The sequence below is a fragment of the Legionella resiliens genome (assembly GCF_021344005.1).
GTDB lineage: Bacteria > Pseudomonadota > Gammaproteobacteria > Legionellales > Legionellaceae > Legionella > Legionella resiliens.
In genome coordinates, this window is sequence record NZ_JAJTND010000004.1 from 538059 (window position 1) to 560892 (window position 22834).

The following is a 22834-nucleotide window of genomic DNA, read 5'->3' on the forward strand; positions in this document are numbered from 1 at the left end:
ATGCCAGTAATTGCGTTACAAGGAATCCGTGGAGGGATAGGTGTAACCTCCATTGCTGCGGGCCTGGGTTGGGCTTTAGCGCAATTGAAGGAGTCAGTATTGGTAATTGATTTTACAACGGATAACTTATTGCGCTTGCATTTTAATATGCCGTTTGAACAGGCAGAGGGCTGGGCGCGCACTTATCATGACCACGGTGATTGGAGTGAAAGTATTCACTCTTATAACAAACGCCTGAGTTATTTGCCTTTTGGGAAAATAACCCAAACTGAGCGTATTAACTTGGAAAATGAACTCCAGAAAGATCCTGATTTTTGGAAAAATAATATAGATAATTTAGTCACAAGAAATGATTACCGCTGGATTTTACTTGACCTGGCCTCTGATACTACCTTACTCACTCAACAGGTATTGGACAGAGCAGATATCGTATTCTTATTGTTAAACCCAGACATCAACTGTCACATTCGTTTGCATCAGCAAAAAAATCCAGAGCAGTGTTATTTTTTAATGAATCATTATTCTGCAGCCAAGTTATTGCAAAAAGATTTATATGAGTTATGGCAAAGGCTGTTAACACATTTTTTACCAATAGTACTTCATAGTGACGAGGCACTTGCAGAAGCGCTCGCATCTAAAAAACCTGTAGGAGAATGTCACGCACATAGTTTAATAGCTCAAGATATAAATGCCTTAGCTAAATGGTGCATGAGCAATGATTTTGGAACTACAAAATGAGCAAGATCCTGCATTTGCTTTTGTCACACCCTGCATATAAAAAAGTTGAAAGGATTTACCAAGGTTTTTTTCATCATCACACTTCATTTTTTACTACGATTTGTATTATTTTACTCCAAATAACCGCATGGACTTTTTTACGATTGGAATCACCCCGTTGGCAATGGGTGCGAAGGAATCATTACGCTTGGTTTCCACATATTTCCCGAAAACATCCTCGTCCAGGAGACATATTTCGTTATTTCATTCAAAGCCTATGGCTTATTGTGTTTTATACAGAACAAAAAAGAAGAACAAGTCACAATTTTTTGCAAAGAGGTATTAATTATTATTACTCTTGGATAGAAGGACTGCCGGATAAGATCGAAGAGAACAAAGTAGCAGAACACACTGCGAAGCGTTTTAACCAAACAAAAAGTATTGTACGCCGTGTGTTGTTTATTATATTAGGCATTTTTTCAGTCCTATTATTATTGATTTGCATTACCCAGCCGTTTCAACCACTGGCACAATTAATTTTTGTGATACTTCTATGGGGAATGGCAATGAGTATTCGTAAAGCTCCTGGTCAAGTAGGAACTATTATGCTGGTTGTCCTCTCTGTGATTGTTTCATGTCGCTATTTATGGTGGAGGTATGCCTATACTTTAGTATGGGATGATACAGAAAGTGCTGTTTTTGGAATCTTGCTTATCTTTGCTGAAACCTACATTTGGCTGGTTATGATATTAGGATACTTTCAAAGTATTTGGCCACTACATCGTAAGCCGGTACCACTACCTGCTGATCAGTCTATGTGGCCCACTGTAGATATCATGATCACTACTTACAATGAAGAATTAAGTATATTAAAACCTGGCGTTTACTCGGCTCTGGGCTTGGATTGGCCTAAAGAAAAACTGAATATCTATATTCTGGATGATGGAAACCGTCCTGAATTTAAAGCATTTGCCGAGGAAGCAGGAGTACATTATATAGCACGTCCCTCTCATGAACATGCAAAAGCAGGCAATATTAACTATGCTCTAAAACAAACACATGGTGAATTGGTAGCAATTTTTGATTGCGACTTCATAATTACCCATCCTTTTTTACAATTGACTGTGGGCTGGTTTTTAAAAGATCACAATCTTGCGATTTTACAAACCCCGCATCACTTTTTTTCACCTGACCCTTTTGAACGCAATTTGAAATCGTTTCGAAAAACACCCAATGAAAGTGCTTTGTTTTATGGTGTGGTACAAGATGGGAATGATACATGGAACGCAACTTACTTTTGTGGATCGAGCGGCATCATGCGCCGCTCTGCATTGGAAAAAATTGGTGGCCTGGCAGTAGAAAGCGTTACCGAGGACGCACACACCTCCTTGCGACTTCAGCGTCTTGGTTATAATTCTGCTTATATTCGTATTCCATTGTCAGCAGGCTTGGCAACCGAAAGTCTTGCAGGTCACGTAAGCCAGCGTATTCGTTGGGCACGCGGTATGGTACAGATTTTACGTATGGATAATCCCTTGTTCGGTAAAGGGTTAGCCTTTGGACAACGCCTTTGTTATTTTAATGCCATGTTGCATTTTCTTTCTGGCATTCCTCGGTTAATTTTTTTCATCACGCCAGCGGCGTTTTTGATTTTAAATGCGTATGTAGTCTATGCATCTGGGGTTATGATACTACTTTATGCTGTACCTCATATTGTTCATGCAGTATTGACTAATAATCAAATTCAAGGTCGGTTTCGTCATTTTTTATGGAATGAAATCTATGAAACAGTAATGGCTTGGTATATTGCGGTTCCTACAACTATGGCTTTAATCAATCCATATAAGGGAAAATTTAACGTGACGCCTAAAGGGGATATTATTTCAGAAGAGCATGTAGATTGGCTGACAGCACGACCGTATATCGTCTTATTGTTTATTAATATTGCAGGTTTAATCACGGCCGCTTTTCGATTGACTGTGGACCCAGCTGCTACAATTTTAGCTGTTCTTATTACTTCAGCCTGGTCTTTATATAATATAGCTATTCTTGGGGGTGCGCTGGGAGTAAGTATTGAGGCAAGACAACGACGTAGAGCGCCTCGCGTGACATTTATTATGCCAGCAGCAATCATGCGATCGGATGGACATGTATATCAATGCATCCTTAAGAATTATTCTGATAGAGGAGTAGGTATACAAATGGAGGAGCAAGACTTGTTTCATACAGGAGAAGAGATAACTCTTCTCCTCAAACGAGGAAAAGACGAATTTGCTTTCCCTGGAACTATTGCCTTTACATTTTATCGCAATGCGGGTATCAAGTTACATGAGCTATCTCTCAGGCAAAATATCGATTTTATTCAATGTACTTTTGCGCGCGCTGATGTTTGGTCATTATGGCAAGAAGAATTTAGTCAGGATAAGCCCCTGAAAAGTATGCGTGATGTATTTGCACTGGATTTGCGTGGTTATTACGATATCATAGAATTTACACCCAGTAGAGTTCGTAAGCTACTTATAGACTTTACCCAGGCAATTATTTGGTTGGGGACATTTTTTCCACGACGCCCTAGGCCTATACCAAAGAGCAACCTCTAGGCATCGATTGAAATTGGAATAAAATTTAAAACTAATGGATGAGATAATGATAAGAAAAATAATTTGGATTACATTACTGGTTTTTGGATTTCACTTACACGCTGCTCCTGCTGATACAACAAATCCTGGTCAGATTGCAAAACCTATATTATCTGTTCCGGCCAATGTCCCAACACGAAAAGTTAAGTTATATTTTAATAATTTAAATCAGCAGCAAGGCAATTTTACTTTAGGTAACTTTACTACAGGAAGAAATATCGAGTTTACCATGCGTAAAGATGAATTGATATTTCAAGCAGCTTTACATTTGCAATTTATCCCTTCACCCGCACTTATTCCTTTACTTTCACAACTTAAAATTTATCTAAATGACGAATTGGTCGACGTGATCCCAATTAGTACTGAGCAATTAGGTAAATTGAATTCCATAGATATACCCATCGATTCTCGTTTTATCAATGATTTTAACCGTCTCCGCCTTGAGTTTATCGGTCATTATAAAGCGATTTGTGAAAATCCAGCACACAGCTCCATATGGATAGATATTGACAAGAACAGCTATCTTGAGTTGAATTTTCAAAGCTTACTTTTGAAAAATGATCTCTCACATTTTCCAGCGCCTTTTTTTGATTCACTAGATAATAATCAGTTAAATCTGCCCATTATATTTTCTGGACAACCTAATTTGGCGCAACAGCATGCTGCAGCAATTCTGGCGTCATGGTTTGGAAGTAAGGCTTTATGGCGTGGATCGATTTTCCCTGTTTCGTTTAACCAGGTGCCTACAAGAAACTCCATAGTATTTGCAACGAATACACAAAGACCTAATTTCTTGAAAAATTATAAAACAGTGCAAGCTCCTACAGTCGAAATGATAAGCCATCCCAATAATCCCTATATCAAATTACTGTTGATTTCGGGGCGTGATGATAAGGATTTAGTCACTGCTGTTCAGGGCATAGCGCAGGGTAATGTCCTTTTTCGAGGACCAAGCGTTATTATCGATAACGTAAAAATGTTAGAACCTCGAAAGCCTTATGATGCGCCAAACTGGATGCCTACCAATAAGCCAGTAACTTTTGCAAAATTAAAAGAGTTTGACGAGCAACTCCAAACAAAAGGGTTTACTCCTTATCCTGTCTCCCTTAGATTTAATGTACCGCCTGATTTATTTTTGCATCATACCAGAGGTATACACCTACTCTTAAAGTACCGTTATTCATTGCCACCGGCCGCAAGCAGGTCACAGCTGGATATTAGCCTGAATAATTCTTTTATAAAAAGTTATGTGCTGGAGCCGAAGGGAGAGAGGGCCTTTTCAGGAAATATGGCAGTAACACGTAAAGAACTCTATATTCCAGCAAAATTGGGTGCAAATAACCAATTTACCTTTAATTTTGCATATGGAACGCAAGTGGCTGGAGGAATGCAAAATGAACAATGCATCACTTATCAGGTAATTAATAATCTAGGAGTTATTGATGATGCTTCAACTTTAGATCTTTCCAATTATTATCATTATTTTGCAATGCCTAATCTAAATGCGTTCATGAGTTCAGGTTTTCCTTTTAGTATTTGGGCTGATCTGTCACAAACGGTAGTTTATATTGATCCCCAATCAAAACCTGAAGCAGTGACTTCTTTACTGAATGTTGCGGGTAACATTGGGGCAGCAACCGGTTATCCTATCCTAGCGATGACTTTGACAGATAACTGGTCGCGAGTTAAAAATAAAGATGCTGATCTTTTAATTATTGGCACCTTGCCTAAAGACCTTCGAGATAATGATGACCTTAATCTGCTGATTAATAAAACCCAAGATTGGATTAAAAAGCCTTTAAATAGAAATGCAATGCCAGACATACATCGACTGACTCCTTTCAGTGCAGCTGAAAGTAAAACTACTGTCACTGCAATGGGTTCTGTGGCAGCTATTGTCGGTATCCAATCCCCATATTATAAAAAACGCAGTATTATTGCTTTATTAGCTGAAAGTCAGCAAGGTTTTGATTTACTGAATAGGGCCTTAACTAATAATAAAAATGTGGACAAAATCTTTGGTTCAGTGGCTGTAATCCGTGACTCTGGAATTAATAGCTTACGGGTAGGTAATCAGTACTATCTGGGATATCTACCGTTTTTGGATCGCATTTGGGACTCGTTGCAAAAACATCCGGTTAGTCTAGCACTTTTATCTCTTTTGGCAGCTGTGATTATCACATTCTTGCTCTGGAATGGTTTGTTAGTGCTCATCAGACATCGTTTGAAAGGCACTCAAAAGGATAAAACGTGATTTTTAAATTAAAAATTAAGAAATGCTTATTAATTATTATTTTATTTATGTTGGGTATTTGTAATGCCATGGCAAGTACCCAATGGCCAATTTGGGAGAAATTTAAGCAGTACTACATCAGTACGGATGGACGAGTCATTGATCCACAACTTTCGGAAAGAAAGACTACTTCTGAGGGGCAAAGTTATGCATTATTCTTTGCTTTAGTTGCTCATGATCAGCCTATGTTTGATAAATTATTACACTGGACGGAAAGCAATCTTGCTGCAGGTGATTTGGGAAAGCATCTACCTGCATGGGAATGGGGAAAAAATACTCAGAAAAAATGGACTGTTTTAGACCGTAATTCAGCGGCAGATTCCGACTTATGGATTGCTTATGATTTACTGGAAGCAGGGCGCTTATGGAACAATAAGCGATATAATTCTCTTGGTAAAAAGCTTCTCCAACGTATCCAGAAAGAAGAAGTAGTTCAAATTCCAGGATTTGGACTCATGCTACTTCCAGGTAGATTTGGGTTTAATTTTAAAAACTACTGGCGCCTTAATCCCAGTTATTTACCTCCTCAGTTATTTGCTCGATTTGCTCAACTCAATAGCAAATGGAATATCCTTGAGCGTAATAGCAGGCGGTTATTGTTAGAAACTTCCCCCAAAGGATTTGCGCCCGATTGGGTTATTTGGAAAAAGAATCATGGCTGGCAGCCTGATCTAAAGTCTCCTAATTTAGGTAGTTACAATGCGATTCGTGTTTATCTTTGGGTAGGGATGTTAGCTCATGAGGCACCTCAAGCAGCAAAATTGACAAAACACTTTTCGCCTATTATTGGACTGACGCAACAATTGGGGGCTCCACCAGAGAAAATTAATATTCTGACGGGTAAAACAGAAGGCAAAGGCTCTATTGGTTTTGCCGCTGCACTGTTACCATTATTAGCAAATAATCCTTCAGAGCTTGCAGTGCAAAGACAGCGTATGGACGCAGAAGAACTGACTGCTGACAGTTATTACAGCTCCGTACTGAGACTTTTTGGTCAGGGCTGGGATCAAAATCGATATCGTTTTAACGCTCAAGGAGAATTGATATTACCTTAACAGTCCGGAGGCTGTGGCGGTCAAGTTAATTCTTTTATAACCATTCTGTTTTTACCTTCATTTTTGGCTTGATAAAGTGCTTTATCTGCTAAGGCAATTAAAGTATCAATTTGCAATTTATAATTACCTTGAGTAGAGACTATACCCATACTCAAAGTGATGTGTTTCATTATGGATTTTTTTTTAGATTTCTTATTATTAAATTGATCATTGAATGAATGACATACGCTGAGGCCTTCTTGAATAGTTTGGTTGACCAGAATGATGAAAAATTCATCACCACCAACACGAAAAATTATATCATTGGCACGACGAAATCCTTTTTTTAATAGTTTAGCAAAATAAATTAAAAAATTATCCCCGGAAGTATGCCCCAAATTGTCATTAATCAGTTTAAAGTTATCTATATCAATGGATACTAAAATTATTGAATAATGATTACGCTGCGCTTTATCCCATTCTTTCTGTAAAATAGATTGAAAATAACGCCTATTGTATAAACCGGTTAACGCATCTGTTATCGAGAGCGTTTGTAAATCATCAATTAAGCTTTCTTTTTCTCTGGATAATAGGAATATTTTATTTAATGAAGAGTGATTCATTCTTGCAGAAACGATCAACATTATTAAAAAAAATAAAAGCATAATTGCAAGAGTAATTCGCTCTCCTTTATCTATCCAATAGTTGTAGGCGATTAGTTGAATAAAGATAGGAATGACGTAGGCATAATAAGCAGGAAGATAAACAGTCAATGACGCTATTGCACCAGCACTTAATCCACCTAGTGCTAAAATAATAATAAATTCTTGTACAACTGATATGTAAGAAAACATAAGGCAGTAAAAGACTCCCCATGTAATTCCCATAATGAATGTGAGTAAAATAAAATAGATTAAAATATGGGAATTTTCGTAGTGTCCTAGCCCTTTTTTGAGAAAGTAATGACAAAAAAAACATTTAGCTGCGCTGGCCAGGATAACAGGTGATATCCATATAACTTGTTGCAAAGGAACGTTCACATACAGAAGCTCTAAAGCTAATAATATTGCTAAAACTATATTAAATGGTAGGGATCGAAGTGAGCCTTCAAAAAGAAATACGATTTCCTCTTTATGGGGTAAGGTCATTTAAAACCTCAGGTACAATCCTTTGTATTTATAGTATAGCTCACGATATTGCGCATCTAATTTGCTGCCAATTCACTGTATCCGCTTAATACGTTAAGGAATTGATGTCCATAATGAGCCAATTTATGTTGACCTACACCGGGCACTGTAAGCAACTGTTCCAAATTTTGAGGTTTTACTTCAGTCATAGCATGTAAGGTTGCATCGCTGAAAATCATAAATGGCGGTTTATTTTCTTCATCTGCTAACCGGCGTCTTAATGCACGAAGCAAGTCGAATAACGGCGTGTTTATCGTTTCAATTGGGTGTCGTTCTTTGGTTTTCTTTTTACCCCGTTTAAGATCAGTACTAGGTAACGTAAGCGAGATTTTTTCTTCGCCTTTAAGTAAAGGAATGGCTTTGGGTGTTAATTTAAGAACATTAAAATGATTCATGTCCTGTATACAATAGTCTTTATGAATGAGTTGCCAGGCCAGGTGCTTCCAGTAGTGGGCAGATTTGTCTTTACCAATGCCAAAGGTACTTATTTGTTCATGACCGTATTGTTTTATTTTATCTGAAGAACTGCCGCGCAATACGTCTATGGTATGCGTTAAACCATAATTTTGCCGTAATCGATAAATACAGGATAAGAATTTTTGCGCATCTTCTGTTGCATCAGCGGTTATTGGCGGATTTTCACAGACATCACAATATTGGCATTCCGTGTCACAAGGTTCATCAAAATAGCGTAATAAAATTTGGCGACGACAATAGGACGCTTCAGCGAAAGCAAGCATGTGGTTGAGCTTATTGGTTTCAACTCGTCTTTGTTCATCGAGTGGGTTATTAATAATCCAGGAGCGTAATCTTGCGCTATCCGCTGGGTCATAAAGTAACAGTGCTTGGGCTGGTAATCCATCGCGTCCGGCACGTCCCGTTTCTTGGTAGTAACCTTCAATATTTTTAGGTAAATCATGATGGATAACGAAACGAACATTCGGTTTATCAATTCCCATCCCAAAAGCGATCGTGGCAACAACAATATCAATACGATCATGCCTGAATAAAGTTTGGACTTCTCGGCGTTCTTTATGGGGAAGTCCTGCATGATAGGCACGAGCTTTGAAACCAATTTCTTGTAATTTTTTGGCAAGATTCTCTACGCTTGTGCGGGTCCCACAATAAATAATTCCTGATTGTTGTTCTACTGTTTGCAAAAATTGATTTAATTGCTTCACAGCATTGGTTTTAGGGACTACTTTATAATGGATATTGGGTCTATTAAATGAAGCAATGTATTTTTTGGGTGAATAGTTTAATTTATCAACGATATCCTGGCGTGTTTGTTTATCAGCAGTTGCAGTTAAAGCAATAATTGGAATATCAGGAAAATGTTTTTTTAAAATACCTAAAGCAGAATATTCGGGGCGAAAATCGTGCCCCCATTGAGAGATACAATGGGCTTCATCAATGGCAAAAAGTGCTATATGACATTCTTGTAAGCGCTCCAGGAATGACGTACTAATTAGCCGCTCAGGAGCGATATACAGCAAATCCAATTCATCCTGATGTAATTGCATTAATACGTTTTTTGCCTCTTCACTGGTTAAAGAGGAGTTATAATATGCAGCACGAATCCCCTGTAATCTGAGTGCAGCCACTTGGTCTTCCATTAATGCAATCAATGGAGAAACAACAATACCTATTCCTGGTCTTACTATGGCAGGTATTTGATAGCATAGGGACTTTCCACCTCCTGTTGGCATTAAAACGAGAACGTCATATCCTGCAATAACATCATGAATGATGTCTTCCTGGGGTGTTCTAAACGAGTCAAAACCAAAATATTCTTTGAGTACGGCAAGTGAGTTATTACGAATTACAGGTGCTGCAAGAGTTTCCATGTGTTTATTCTTATTCTTTTCACGACCAGGAAATTTGCAATCATATCATTATCCTTAAAAAAGCAGTAGATCTCTAGCACGAATGCCTATTGCACTGAATTTTAAAGAGTTTTTTTCCAATAGCAGTAGCTATGCCTTCGTCAAAAAAATTTAAAAAACTCTTTAAAATTCAGACACACCAGTCATTCCCACTACGAGATCTACTGTTTTTTTAAGGATTAGGGTTTGGAAATAAAAGCATTATCTTTTATATAAAAACGCAGTAATTTTTCTGCCCAATCTTTTGCATAATGAACCCCAATTCTTGGTTTTTCAACAATGGTAAACGGACTTTGGTTTTCTGCTTCTGCAATGTAAAAAATATCACCGGTTAAATCACATTGGTTCAATTGTTTATCTATATGCATTGCTTTGGAGAGCAATCCGGGCCCTTGCGTTCTTCCTTGAATGTTTTTGATGGGTTCAACACCTCGTAACAAGATTGCAGAACCTGTACCCTCAGTTTCTGTAACGACATTGGTACAATAATACATCCCATAAATTAAATAGATATAGGCATATCCAGCTGGACCAAACATGACTTTCGTTCTTGGGGTAAGGCCTTTAGAGGAATGGGAGGCGAGATCATGTTGTCCTAGATACGCTTCTACTTCAACAATTCTTCCTATATATTCAAGTCCGGATTGGTTATGGACAAGGTATTTCCCTAAAAGCTCTTTGGCAACACTAATTGTATCACGTTCATAAAATGTTCTAGGTAATTTTCGAAGCATATCTCTTTCATGGAGGATAAAAATTCGCAATAATAATACATTTGAATAAATTTTCTAAGGACAGTTTATGGATTTTGAATTCACAGCAGAACATTTGGCCTTTCGTGAGATGGCAGCTGATTTTGCGCGCGAGAAATTGGCTCCTATGGCTGATAATTGGGATGAGCATCATTATTTTCCCATGGAGGTGTTACGTGAGGCCGCCGCATTAGGAATGGCTGGGATGATGGCGCGTGAGGATATTGGTGGGGCACAATTAACACGGTTAGACTCCGCATTATTGTTTGAACAATTAGCAACAGGTTGTATCAGTACAAGTGCTTATCTTTCCATTCATAATATGGTTACTTCTTTAATTGATCGATATGCTGATGCTGAGTTACGAATGAAGTGGGGACCTAAATTAACCTCCATGGAGGTGTTCGGGAGTTATTGTTTGACAGAACCTGAATCCGGTTCTGATGCTGCCTCTTTAAAAACCAAGGCTGTGATAGATGGAGACTATTATGTTCTTAATGGCTCCAAAGCCTTTATTTCGGGTGGTTCAGTAAGTGATGTATATTTATGTATGGTTCGTACTGGTGATGAGTCGCATCATGGGATAAGTTGCTTGTTAATTGAAAAAAATACGCCGGGATTAAGTTTTGGGAAATTAGAGAAAAAATTGGGATGGCATAGTCAACCTACCTGTATGGTGTATTTTGAAAATTGCCGCGTACCCATTGCCAATCGTGTGGGTGATGAAGGCATGGGATTTAAAATTGCATTGAATGCTTTAAATGGAGGGCGGATAAATATTGCCTCATGCTCATTAGGAGGTGCCCTTGCTTGCTTACGCTTAACTCAAAACTATATGCATGAGCGTAAACAATTTGGTAAACCGCTCACCGAGATGCAAGCATTACGTTTTTATTTTGCCGATATGCTTACCGATTACGAAGCAGCGCGTTTAATGGTTTATCGAGCAGCAAATGCGATGGATAAAAATGATTCTCAAGTCCCTCTATATTGCGCCATGGCGAAACGTTTGGCTACGGACGTTGCCTTCCGTATTTGTGACAAAGCAATGCAAATCCATGGGGGATATGGTTATTTACGTGATTATCAAATTGAGCGAATATTCAGGGACTTGCGAGTGCATCAAATTCTTGAAGGCACTAATGAAATCATGCGAGAAATTGTAGCGAAGGCAACTTTGGATGAGGAGCACTTTTTGTGTTGATTGATGTGCTTGGAGTTTGTAGCCTGGGTGCAGCGAAGCGGGACCCGGGTTTTAGCGCTGCATACTATCCCGGGTTCCGCTTCGCTGCACCCAGGCTACGGTATGTTCTTACAGAAAAGGAGTAATGAAATGAATTTAATTGAACAAGATTTAGATAGCCAGGGAATTTTGACTTTAACTTTGAACAGACCCGAAAAGTTAAATGCTTTAAACTCCGAAGTATTAGATGCTTTAGAAGAATTATTCCATTATGCAAAAATAAATCCAAAAGTTAAGGCATTAATAATTACTGGCCAGGGTAAAGCCTTTTGTGCCGGCGCAGATATTAACCGATTGGCTGAATGTACTGCACAAACAGGATATGAATTTGCTTGTCGTGGACAAGAGGTCTTCCGTCTTTTAGAAACTTTAGGTAAGCCTTCATTAGCTGCAGTAAATGGATTTGCCTTTGGTGGCGGGTGTGAATTAGCAATTTCTGCAACATTAAGAATCGCTTCAACTAAAGCTCAATTCGGTCAACCAGAAGTAAAATTGGGGGTTATTCCTGGCTATGGCGGCACACAACGATTGGCCCGTTTAATCGGTAAAGGACGTGCTTTAGATTTATGTTTGACCGGACGATTTATTAATGCAGAAATGGCATTACATTGGGGATTGGTGAGTGATATTGTAGAACCTGAGGCTTTGTTGGAGCATGGAAAAACATTATTGCGTGGAATTTTGAGTATGGCCCCTCTTGCGGTTGCAAGTGTTATCGAGGTTATTGATCATGGTTATGATTTGCCTTTAACCGAGGCCTTGCATCTGGAAGCAATTCACTTTGCTAAAGTATGTGCTTCTGAAGATAAACAAGAAGGGGTAACTGCATTTTTGGATAAACGAGCAGCTGAGTTCGAAGGAAGATAATCATGACTGATGAAGTACTTTTTAATCAAGAAGGTTCATTGGGCGTTATTACATTAAATAGACCCAGCGCGCTAAATGCACTGACTTTAAATATGATTCTCAATATACAAAGACAGTTAAGTCTTTGGAAAGACGACGATACGATTCATGCGATAGTCGTGCGTGCTGCCTCAGGAAATGCATTTTGTGCTGGAGGAGATATACGTTCGCTTTATTTTTCCGGACAAGTAAATGATGCAGAGCAAATGCAATTTTTTTGGCACGAATACCGATTAAATCATTTTATTCACCATTTTAGTAAACCTTACATTTCTCTAATTGATGGCATTGTTATGGGAGGAGGGGTAGGGATTTCCATGCATGGAAGTCATCCTATAGCCAGCGAACGTTTCGTATTCGCTATGCCTGAAACAGGTATCGGTTTTTTTCCTGATATTGGTGCAAGCTATTTACTAACACGGTGTCCGGGATATTTGGGTACTTACTTAGGCTTGACCGGGAATCGTCTTGGTGCACACGATGCGGTGAAAGCTGGATTGGTTAAAAAAATAGTGTCTTCGGAACAAATGCCTGCTTTGTATGATGCATTAATGAATGAAGATTTATCAATAGATGCTTTTGAACGTGTCAATCAATGTTTGCAGCGCTTTTCTGTTGTACCTGCTACTGAGGAGGTCAGTCAAATTAAGCCATTGATTGATGTTTGTTTTGCGCACCCAACAATTGAAATGATTCGCGCCTCCCTACAAAGCGCCAACACAGTATGGGCTGAAGCAGTTGATAATACTCTAGCCCAAAAATCTCCCCTGAGCCTTAAAGTTACGTTAGCTCAATTACAAAAGGCAAAGGGGCTTTCTTTAGCACAATGCCTGCAAACCGACTATGACATCGTAAGTCATTTTATGCATGATTATGATTTTTATGAAGGAGTCAGGGCGTTATTGATTGATAAGGATAAAAATCCTCAATGGCATCCAGCGCGTTTGGATTTAGTTTCAGAGGAAATGGTTCAGAAATACTTCGAACGTTCTCATCCAGGTTTGGAATGGGTATAATTTCTTTTGGTTTTTTGTAAGACAAATTTGGATCGGTGTTGATAAATCTAATTTAACTACACCGATCTTTGAGATCATTCATAACGATAAATGATGGGATTAAAATCCAATTTTCATCCCTGGTCCGGATGCATGCAGTTCACTATCATTTTCAAGAGAAACATTTATATCATTTTTACTTTGCTCTTGTCCTTGCTCTTGTTTTTTTGCTTTTTTGTTAATATAAGTTCCGGCGTGATAAATACTACTACCTACTGTAGCTGCGCCAATAGAATAAGCTGTGGTTTCAAGAACTGGTTTGAAGAACATCCCAAGACGTGACATCATTTTATCATCCTTTTTAATAGTGTTAAAAGCTGCAATATATGGCTTAAAATTATGCATTGCAGCTCTCTATAATACACTATTTTTGCATAGAGCAAACTATTTTATAAAATTTAATAAGTTTGCTCTATGCAATTTTTCCTAAACACTATTGTGGTTTGCTACCAGTGTCTTTTTCCTTTTCATTAGTTTCTTGAACCTCTTCAATACGAGGAGTTGTTTGTTTGCCCCCAAACATACTGTGCTTGGATTTCCCTGGTGAAGTGGGTTGATATTTTTCTGAAACAACTTTTGCCAGTGGTTCCGAACCCAGAGTTTCACCAACACCAGCAACCAGAGCAAAGATAACCCCTGTTAAGCCCATTCGCATGGGAACTTGTTTAAGAGCCATTGATCCAAAAGTTTTTAATGAAGCTTCTGGATTGCTGATGAAGCAGTAAAATAACTCTTTGGTTAATTTAATTGTGCTTGCATTGTGCAGATGTCCATCTTTAACTGTAGATTGTACCAGTGCATAATCTTTAAATGATGTAAACGGATAAGAGAAAAAGGCAGCAGCCATACCACTGAACATTCCAGAAGTGAAATGAGCTACGTTTTTATCTTGAATCGGCAAGCTTTTTGCTATTCTTTCTTCAAGCACACATAAAGCAGCAAAATTAACCATTCCAGAACCATATCTGGGTATAAATCCGCCCATCATTAGTTTCCATGCGTTATTAGGAGTTTTCCATACAAAATCAGTAGGGAGTAGACCTGGAACTTTTTTCAAGGTAGACAATGATTCAGGTATCTGGGTTACCAGGATATCGCCTAAAGCCATTGCCATAACATAACTGTAACTAATAGCGTATTTTTTACCCTCTTCTTTACCGATCTCATGTGCCCCTTCTTCTAATGGTTTGCTTCCACCTTTAGCGCCGGTAACGTAACCAGTTCGAACTAATGATCCTGAAATTGAAGCTCCAGTTCCAGCATACAATAGTTTTGCGACACTCCATATTCCTCCTGTATAAGGAGGTATCATTGTACCGCTCTTGGATAAATTAACTAACATCGTTTTTACCGGACTTTGAACAGCTACGATGCTTAAGCTTGTTGCTAATGCAACGGTTGCAAAGTTTGTTCCATTCCAAAGTTGTTGGTGCACTGTTTCCTTTGATGGTACGAATGACCAAGCGTAGCTAGGTAAATCCCATACCGGTGAAGGCGTAGTTTTTTTCCCGGATTTTTGGCTTTGTAAATTATGTTTTACCACATCAAGTGGAGTGATGAACCATGAAGTAGGAAAGAAATTGGGCATACTCCATACTGGCGTAGTTCCAGATTGTTGTTTCACTTTTGGAGTTTGCATTCTTTGCTTTACTATATCGAACGGTGTGCTGAACCATGGCATCTTGCTTAGATCAGGAAACCATGGAGCAGGGGTTAGGTTTGGAAAATTCCATACCGGTGAAGCACCAGGTTTTTGCCCAGTTTTTGAAGCTTGTAGTTTTTGTTTTACTACGTCCAGGGGCATTGTTAATCCTGGAATGGGTACTATGGGTAAAGACCATATAGGTGTCGTAGTTTTTTGTCCTGTTTTAGGAGTTTGAGTTTCTTTTTTAGTCTGCATGATAATACTTTAAGTCAATTGTTAAATAGGATTTGTATTATAAGGAGCAAAAATTAACTGAACCTTAAGAAAAATGAATAATTAGAACAAAAAAAAATCGTGAGGATTATTTTATGGGCACAAGGGTGCCCAAATTGAGCAAAAACTCCCAGAATTTTGCTTGCTTTATTGAGGCTGGCGATGAAAAAAAGTCTTTTATTTATAGACACTTATATCGAGATACATCTGTAGGTGCAGAAATAAAATTTTAATCTGGGAGATAGAGTATATTTATTTTAAAAAATTTAATAACAAAATTGCTTCAATGTAACAATTATTTTAACCAATCGCTGAGAATATCAATAATTTTCTGTGCTTGATCCTCGCTGGATATATTAAATTTGGATTTTTGCCAATATTGATTATTCCGTTTTTGATAACGTCGAATTGAAAATTTAACGGGTCCATAATCATTTTGGGCGTTATCCCAATCCTGATACTTAAACATAATCGTAGTCCAGGCGCCTTTACTCAATACCTTCTTATCCAGCTCTTTAACGGTGTCTGTCCCATTTTCACTAAATGCAACAGTGATTTCATCTATGCTTGCAGTCATTTCAAAACGTACCTCAATAAGTAGTCCAAAAAAAGCAGTGGCCTCATCAATTTAAATAGAGTTCTGCCCTAAAATTTTGAGAGTTTATCTTATTTTTTTAACTTGCCATAGTGTTGAACTGTGATTTGCGAAAAAATAGAGAACAGAATGAATTAAGTAATGATACATCCGATCACATTTTGCGGACTATTGAATGGATTGCAATTTACCATTAACAAAAGTCATGGTAACGGCAGGTTGGTACTCCCCAGGCTGATAGAGCCAAACTTGAGGTTTTTCCGCTGTTGGGACAACTTCATTGATAAACGTATTATTTACCATAGAAGGAGAACCACAGGAATAATACACTTTTTGTACTGGATCCCCTGCCTGAATGTTTGCTCCCTGACAAATAGATACCGCATTACTATCTGAGCCATTTAATTTAATAGAACGTACTTTTTGATTTACAACATCGACTTCCAATGTTGCGCCGCCGCTGCCGGTGGGGACGTTCCATACTCCGTAAAAGGCGGTTTGAGTTCCCATATTATTATAAATGAGCTGTTGCATGGGAATTTTTTGTATAAGAGGTTGATTTGACTCTTGTTGGCTCACTGGTTGGCCACATGCTGCTATTACTTCATCAGGTGTCATTCCTAAATTAATGTACCCGTGGTTTTGTGGGCAATAATAAGATTGAGTATCAGCAAATAAACTAAAAGGTAAAAGGATTAATCCTAAGCCAGTGCTACTGAGGAACGTCAATTTCATAATTCAATCCTGATAATCCTCTGCTTAAAATTAAGTATAGCCGCTTTTATAATAATCTCCAGGGCAGATTTGCGTTAATGAATAAGGTAATAATTTTCAATAAAACCAGGATGATAAAAGGAGAAAAATCAAAACCAGAAATATCCGGGATAATCTTTCTACCGAGTCTTAGCAAAGGTTCTGTTAACAAACGTAAGAAGTCAGCAATTGGACCTTGCCATTCTGGATTGATAAAGCTCATGATGACCCGGATAAGTATGGCATAAAATAAAATATCGCAAGGTTGAATGATTAAGTCAGCAATTATATAAATGAATATGAATACAATCGGGATTATTCCATTTAAGGCAAGGAGGCTAATGCAGATAATTTTTAGTAGTTCAACTAAAACCAAGGTGATAATGGCTGGGATATCATATTTTTGTCCGGGTTTATAAGGCTGTTTTGATATCAGTTGAATTGGGTTGACTATAGGGTTAGTTACTTTATAAATAAGTTGGCTTACGGGATGAAGTGCGCTGACACGTAAATAACGAAGCGCGATGCGAAGCCATAAACTGAAAATAACTAGTGAAAAAAATAAAGAAACAATAAATAGTGTTACGGCAATAAGACCAGACATATTTTCCCCTATCCTGCATTTATTACAACTGACTTATTTGGATTATATCGCGTCGCTTTATTTTTGTCGCTCACCAAATAATGCCCGGCCAACACGTACTATAGTAGTTCCTGCTTTAATCGCAGGGACTAAATCATCGCTCATTCCCATGGATAATGTATCCATATTGAGTCCGAGCTCCTGATTTAGTGCATGCATGAGTTGATTGAGTTGAATAAATAAGTCATATTGTGTTTGTGTATCTAGTTGGGGGGGCGGGATAGTCATCAAACCTCTTAACTTGAGGTGAGGAAGTTGACTGATTGCCAAAGCCAGCTCAGCAGCATCTTCAGGAGGAATTCCTGATTTTGTTTTTTCATCTACTAAACTAATTTGTAAACAGATGTTGAGTGGATCTAAATGAGTTGGACGATACTCATTGAGATACTGGGCGATTTTCAAGCGGCTAACACTGTGAACCCAACTAAATGAAGTGGCAATCCCTTTGGTTTTATTGCTTTGAATGGGGCCAATGAAATGCCAGCATATAGGCATGTTTTTTAATGCATTTATTTTTTGTTGTGCTTCCTGGAAATAGCTTTCTCCAAAATGGATAACTCCAAGATGAAATAATTGGCTAATCGCCTCGATACTTTGTTGTTTGCTGACAGCAAGTAATAGAACGCCCCCGGGTTCTCTGCCAAAGTCCTGTTCAGATTGCCTAATTAATTGTTTTATTTGATATAGATTTTGCTGAAGACTCATGATTATTTAGGTATATGTACAAACCTTAACAATAGCAAAAGAAACACTATTTGCCGAGTATCACTTCGTGAGTTAATCTAATAGCATCATAATTTTGTGGTTGGACGGTACTAAGGGTTCAACCTATTATTGATTAATAATCAGGACGAATTAAGCAATGGATATAGCAGAACTATTGGCGTTTTCAGTAAAAAATAAATCATCAGATTTGCATCTTTCTGCAGGATTACCTCCAATGATTCGTGTGGATGGCGATTTGCGCAAAATCAATTTACCAGCCTTGGAACATAAAGAGGTAATAAAAATCATCTATGATGTGATGAATGACCGGCAAAGGAAAGAATTTGAAGAATTTTTGGAAACTGATTTTTCTTTTGAAATAACTAATCTAGCCCGTTTTAGGGTGAACGTATTTAATCAACTGCGTGGGGCAGCAGCTGTTTTTCGTACTATTCCTTCTGAAATTTTAAGTATGAATGATTTAGGATTACCGGCTATTTTTGAAGAAATGGCCAGTTATCCTAAAGGATTGGTACTTATTACTGGTCCAACAGGATCAGGAAAAAGCACGACTCTGGCTGCCATCATCGATTACATCAACTCAAATCGTTATGATCACATTTTAACTGTGGAGGATCCTATAGAGTTTGTACATCAAAGCAAAAAATGTTTGTTAAATCAACGCGAGGTTCATCGAGATACACTGAGCTTTAATGCTGCTTTACGTTCTGCATTACGTGAGGATCCTGATGTGATTTTGGTGGGCGAGTTACGCGATCTGGAAACGATTCGTTTAGCAATGACCGCCGCGGAAACCGGGCATTTAGTTTTTGGCACCTTACATACTAATTCTGCAACCAAAACCATCAATAGGATCATTGATGTGTTCCCCGCTGAGGAAAAATCCATGGTGCGTTCGATGTTATCTGAATCACTGCAGGCTGTAGTCGCGCAATCCTTATTGAAAAAAAATGGTGGTGGGCGAGTTGCTGCTTTGGAAATTATGATTTGTACCGGTGCGATACGAAATTTAATTCGTGAAGATAAAGTGGCGCAAATGTATTCTTCTATCCAAACAGGTCAGGCAAAAGGCATGCAAACTTTAGATCAGCATTTAACTGAACTGGTGAAAAAAAATATAATTTCTACTCATACCGCACGTGATATGGCAATTGATAAGGCTTTATTTTAAAGAGTTCCCTCCCGTAGTCTGGAGAGTGCTTAAATGTTTTACTTATTTTTGTTCTAGGTCCCTTTAATATTTGCTTGAAGGTAGATTTAAGCAATGGTACTGACTTAAGGAAATCCAGGCATATAGGCTGGGCTGTAAAAGCCCCGCCTACATTTTGGTGCCAGAATATATTCCTTAAGTTAGTTAGGTGCGTTTACGCATTTTTTTGTAATTCAATTAATTGAGGAATACCCATTTCAGCAAGTGCAAGCATATTGTTTAATTCATCACGATTAAAATGTTTGTCTTCGGCAGTACCTTGAATTTCTATGAAATGTCCTGCTTCATTCATGACGATATTCATGTCGGTTTCGGCAAGTACGTCTTCAGCATAATCCAAGTCAATTACAGCCTGGCCGCGATAGAGTCCCACAGAAACTGCAGCGATAAAATTAAATGCCGGCATTTTACGTATTTTTTCTCGCTCTACCATCCAGTTTATTGCATCTCTCATCGCGACACAGGCGCCTGTAATAGCCGCTGTTCTTGTACCCCCATCAGCCTGAATTACATCGCAGTCTAAAGTTATCGTATTTTCGCCCAGGAATTTTAAATCGACACAAGCTCTTAGCGAGCGACCAATGAGACGCTGGATTTCCATGGTTCTGCCGCCTTGTTTGCCTTTGCTTGCTTCTCGTTCCGTGCGACTGTGCGTTGCGCGCGGGAGCATACCGTATTCAGCGGTAACCCAACCTTGATTTTTTCCTTTAATAAAACGGGGAACTCCGTCAGTTACCGATGCATTACACAATACTTTGGTCTGTCCAAATTCAACAAGAACTGAGCCCTCAGCATGGTTTGTATAGTTTCTGGTTAATTTAACAGAACGTAATTGATTGGCTTCTCGATTACTTGGGCGCATTAGATAATCCTCGATAAAATTAAGAATTATAACGCTTAACTTCTCACGATGCATCCTAAAGTATGTGTGATGTGATAAAAATGCATAATCGTTAATCCCTAGCATTGTCTCAGGAAGTATTACTGGAGCTTTTGAAGTGTTTGTTGACCATCCTTTGTGATCGATAAAAACACTGATGCAAAAAGGGGGTCTTTTAGGTTAAATCCACAAGTATTGTATCGAGGGATAACACTCATGAGTTGGATGAATGAGAAGATGGACGAACTTTTGTCCCAAAATCAGCAAAGAAAATCAATCTCTTCGCCAAAATAAGTAAATTATTTAGTCCCAGATTGAAGAAATAACTCGGGACAATTAGCTGATTTATATTTAATTTTCATGAGAATATTTTATCTTTATATTTAATTAATTATCAAATTGGTGTAATATTGATCACTTGAATTTATGAGCTGATATCACCTCCAGGCAGATTGTCTCTGTCCAATTGCTTTAAATTGGAGTATATTCGCGCAAGGTAGGATTTTTTTATTGGTATCTATATGCTTCAAAGTATGACGGCTTTCTCGCGGGTGCAAAAGCAAATCGAAGAAGGTCATTTTTGTTGGGAAATTAAGTCTGTTAATCATCGATATTTAGATGTTTCATTTCGTTTGCCTGAATCGTTCCGATTTATAGAGCCACAATTGCGCCATTTGCTGCGCGATAAGATCAATCGCGGAAAATTGGAGTGTCAGCTGAAATATCAAGACACAAGTGCTAATAATCAGTCTATGCTTATAAATATAGGCATGGTAAATGCATTAGTGAATTTAAGTGGGAAGCTTGCTGAGTCGCACCATTTGCCGAATGATTTAGGTGTTAGTCGTGTCCTGTCCTGGCCTGGCGTGATTCAAGCAAGTTTGCCCGATGTGGAGGTGTTAGGAGAATATGCACTTTCCTTGTTTAATGAGGCAGTCGAGCAGCTAAGGCAAATGCGCGCCACAGAGGGGAGCGCATTAAAAGCACATGTGGAAGGACGATTAAGTGAATTAGGTCAAGAGATTAAGAGGGCTCGATCGATAGTATTAATGCAAACAGAACAAGTGAAAGACAAGCTATTGACCCGATTGCACTCAGTGAAACTTGAAGTTCAGGAAGCGCGTGTAGAGCAGGAAATTGCTTTGATTTTGACTCGTATTGATGTTAGCGAGGAATTAGATAGATTACAGACTCATCTTGATGAAGTGAATCGGATACTAAATTGCGATAAAATAGCAGGCAGGCGTCTTGATTTTTTGATGCAAGAATTAAATAGGGAGGCGAATACGCTAAGCTCAAAGTCTGACTCTGTGGAATTGACTCAGAGTGCAGTGGAAATGAAAGTGTTAATTGAGCAAATGCGTGAGCAAATTCAAAACATTGAGTGAGTATTATTGTGGGTGATTATTCGGGTAATTTATTTATTGTTGCAGCACCTTCTGGGGGAGGTAAAACAAGTTTAGTAAAAAAGTTAATTGAAACTCTTGATGATATTGAAGTATCCATTTCGCATACAACACGAATGATGCGACCTGGAGAACAGCATGGAGTGGATTACTTTTTTATTGATGAAGAACAATTTATACATATGATTAATGATGGTGCTTTTTTAGAGCATGCCCAAGTCTTTAATCATTTATATGGAACATCGATGGAGCAAATTACTAACCGTTTGCAAAATGGCATTGATGTGGTTCTGGATATAGACTGGCAAGGAGCAGAGCAGATTAGACGTTCCTTTCCGAATGCGGTAAGTATTTTTATTGTCCCGCCGTCATTGGATGCCTTAAAACAACGATTATTGAATAGACGGCAAGATAAGGACAAAGTGATTAGTGACAGGATGAAAAAAGCGCAGGATGAGTTGAGTCATTATTCTGAGTTTGATTATTTAATCGTTAATGATAATTTTGAAAAAGCAGCGATGGAATTAGGTGCAATTGTGATTGCAAACCGTCTACGTATTGGGCGGCAGATAAATAAACAATCAAAATTGCTTTCTTTCCTGTTATCATCGCAGTAAAATGCAAGGTTTTGCTACTGGAGAATGAATTATGGCGCGAGTTACAGTTGAAGATTGTTTAAAAAACGTTGCAAATCGATTTGAACTGGTTATGGTGGCCACTAAACGTGCGCGTCAGATTGCAGTTCGAGGAGATCAACCTATGGTTGAATGGGAAAATGATAAACCTACAGTAGTGGCTTTGCGTGAAATAGCAGAAGGCTTAATTACGCCAGAAATTTTGGATAAAGAATAATTTGGAGGATGGCCCCTGTTCACAATTTGTTAGATTAGCAAGGCTTTGAGCCAAAGACTAGAATTGTAAACAGAGGGCCTAAGAAAAAAGATTGATGTCGCTTGGGTGAAGTGAAATGGCCCCAAGTTTTAAGTGACTA

The 22834-nt window shown here is 38.3% G+C and carries 21 protein-coding genes; 11 read left to right on the top strand and 10 right to left on the bottom strand.

Going from position 1 to position 22834, the window contains the following annotated elements:
* The 4 genes from bcsQ to bcsZ are packed head-to-tail and all read left to right on the top strand — an operon-like array spanning position 1 to position 6704.
* A complete protein-coding gene (bcsQ, locus tag LXO92_RS07820) occupies positions 1–738 on the top strand; it encodes a cellulose biosynthesis protein BcsQ (protein ID WP_182352105.1) in 738 nt (245 codons plus the stop codon).
* Complete coding sequence (bcsA, locus tag LXO92_RS07825; protein WP_232890732.1) at positions 735–3317, top strand: UDP-forming cellulose synthase catalytic subunit; 2583 nt, start codon at positions 735–737, stop codon at positions 3315–3317. Before bcsQ ends, bcsA begins: the two co-directional genes overlap by 4 nt.
* A 46-nt stretch (positions 3318–3363) precedes the next feature.
* Complete coding sequence (gene bcsB, locus LXO92_RS07830; protein ID WP_182352107.1) at positions 3364–5610, top strand: cellulose biosynthesis cyclic di-GMP-binding regulatory protein BcsB; 2247 nt, start codon at positions 3364–3366, stop codon at positions 5608–5610.
* Positions 5607–6704: a cellulose synthase complex periplasmic endoglucanase BcsZ gene (gene bcsZ, locus LXO92_RS07835; RefSeq protein ID WP_232890733.1), complete on the top strand. Its 1098-nt coding sequence runs from the start codon at positions 5607–5609 to the stop codon at positions 6702–6704. Before bcsB ends, bcsZ begins: the two co-directional genes overlap by 4 nt.
* A gap of 20 nt (positions 6705–6724) precedes the next feature.
* Here the strand turns inward: bcsZ and LXO92_RS07840 are convergent, their stop codons facing one another.
* The 3 genes from LXO92_RS07840 to LXO92_RS07850 form a co-directional block, all read right to left on the bottom strand.
* On the bottom strand, positions 6725–7537 hold the full coding sequence (locus tag LXO92_RS07840; RefSeq protein ID WP_232890734.1) for a GGDEF domain-containing protein: 813 nt from the start codon (positions 7535–7537) through the stop codon (positions 6725–6727).
* Positions 7538–7887: 350 nt separating this feature from the next.
* Positions 7888–9717, bottom strand: coding sequence for a DNA helicase RecQ (gene recQ / locus LXO92_RS07845; RefSeq protein WP_182352109.1), 1830 nt, complete (start codon positions 9715–9717; stop codon positions 7888–7890).
* A 218-nt stretch (positions 9718–9935) separates the two neighbouring features.
* Positions 9936–10490: a DNA-3-methyladenine glycosylase gene (locus LXO92_RS07850; RefSeq protein WP_182352110.1), complete on the bottom strand. Its 555-nt coding sequence runs from the start codon at positions 10488–10490 to the stop codon at positions 9936–9938.
* Positions 10491–10557: 67 nt separating this feature from the next.
* Between LXO92_RS07850 and LXO92_RS07855 the strand changes: the two genes are divergently transcribed.
* The 3 genes from LXO92_RS07855 to LXO92_RS07865 all read left to right on the top strand — a co-directional run bounded on the left by LXO92_RS07855 (position 10558) and on the right by LXO92_RS07865 (position 13673).
* Positions 10558–11712 (top strand): acyl-CoA dehydrogenase family protein, encoded by a 1155-nt coding sequence (locus LXO92_RS07855; protein WP_182352111.1) that lies wholly within the window; start codon positions 10558–10560, stop codon positions 11710–11712.
* Between the two features lie 129 nt (positions 11713–11841).
* Positions 11842–12618, top strand: a complete 777-nt coding sequence (locus tag LXO92_RS07860) for an enoyl-CoA hydratase/isomerase family protein (RefSeq protein ID WP_182352112.1) — start codon at positions 11842–11844, stop codon at positions 12616–12618.
* 2 nt (positions 12619–12620) lie between these two features.
* Positions 12621–13673, top strand: a complete 1053-nt coding sequence (locus LXO92_RS07865; protein WP_182352113.1) for an enoyl-CoA hydratase/isomerase family protein — start codon at positions 12621–12623, stop codon at positions 13671–13673.
* 99 nt (positions 13674–13772) lie between these two features.
* Here LXO92_RS07865 and LXO92_RS07870 read toward each other — a convergent pair whose 3' ends face one another.
* From LXO92_RS07870 to LXO92_RS07895, 6 genes are all read right to left on the bottom strand, one after another.
* Positions 13773–14057, bottom strand: coding sequence for a hypothetical protein (locus tag LXO92_RS07870; protein WP_182352114.1), 285 nt, complete (start codon positions 14055–14057; stop codon positions 13773–13775).
* Between the two features lie 88 nt (positions 14058–14145).
* Entirely contained in the window at positions 14146–15612 is a 1467-nt protein-coding gene (locus LXO92_RS07875) for a hypothetical protein (RefSeq protein ID WP_232890735.1), read from the bottom strand.
* Between the two features lie 313 nt (positions 15613–15925).
* Positions 15926–16207, bottom strand: coding sequence for a hypothetical protein (locus LXO92_RS07880; protein ID WP_182352116.1), 282 nt, complete (start codon positions 16205–16207; stop codon positions 15926–15928).
* Positions 16208–16393: 186 nt separating this feature from the next.
* Complete coding sequence (locus tag LXO92_RS07885) at positions 16394–16960, bottom strand: DUF2845 domain-containing protein (RefSeq protein WP_182352117.1); 567 nt, start codon at positions 16958–16960, stop codon at positions 16394–16396.
* Between the two features lie 46 nt (positions 16961–17006).
* Positions 17007–17582: a YggT family protein gene (locus LXO92_RS07890; RefSeq protein WP_182352118.1), complete on the bottom strand. Its 576-nt coding sequence runs from the start codon at positions 17580–17582 to the stop codon at positions 17007–17009.
* Positions 17583–17639: 57 nt separating this feature from the next.
* A complete protein-coding gene (locus LXO92_RS07895; protein ID WP_182352119.1) occupies positions 17640–18326 on the bottom strand; it encodes a YggS family pyridoxal phosphate-dependent enzyme in 687 nt (228 codons plus the stop codon).
* Positions 18327–18483: 157 nt separating this feature from the next.
* Here LXO92_RS07895 and LXO92_RS07900 point away from each other — a divergent pair, with 157 nt between their 5' ends.
* Positions 18484–19518 carry a type IV pilus twitching motility protein PilT gene (locus LXO92_RS07900; protein WP_182352120.1) on the top strand — a complete coding sequence of 345 codons (1035 nt, stop codon included), beginning with the start codon at positions 18484–18486 and terminating at the stop codon, positions 19516–19518.
* A 193-nt stretch (positions 19519–19711) separates the two neighbouring features.
* On the opposite strand, the gene rph is transcribed toward LXO92_RS07900, so the two are convergent.
* Entirely contained in the window at positions 19712–20419 is a 708-nt protein-coding gene (gene rph / locus LXO92_RS07905; RefSeq protein ID WP_182352121.1) for a ribonuclease PH, read from the bottom strand.
* 539 nt (positions 20420–20958) lie between these two features.
* Here rph and LXO92_RS07910 point away from each other — a divergent pair.
* Genes LXO92_RS07910 through rpoZ form a run of 3 tightly spaced genes read left to right on the top strand, consistent with a single transcriptional unit; the run spans position 20959 to position 22695 of the window.
* A complete protein-coding gene (locus LXO92_RS07910) occupies positions 20959–21825 on the top strand; it encodes a YicC/YloC family endoribonuclease (RefSeq protein WP_232890736.1) in 867 nt (288 codons plus the stop codon).
* A gap of 5 nt (positions 21826–21830) precedes the next feature.
* Positions 21831–22460, top strand: a complete 630-nt coding sequence (gmk, locus tag LXO92_RS07915; RefSeq protein WP_182352775.1) for a guanylate kinase — start codon at positions 21831–21833, stop codon at positions 22458–22460.
* 31 nt (positions 22461–22491) lie between these two features.
* Complete coding sequence (rpoZ, locus tag LXO92_RS07920; RefSeq protein ID WP_010653170.1) at positions 22492–22695, top strand: DNA-directed RNA polymerase subunit omega; 204 nt, start codon at positions 22492–22494, stop codon at positions 22693–22695.
* Positions 22696–22834: the final 139 nt, after the last annotated feature.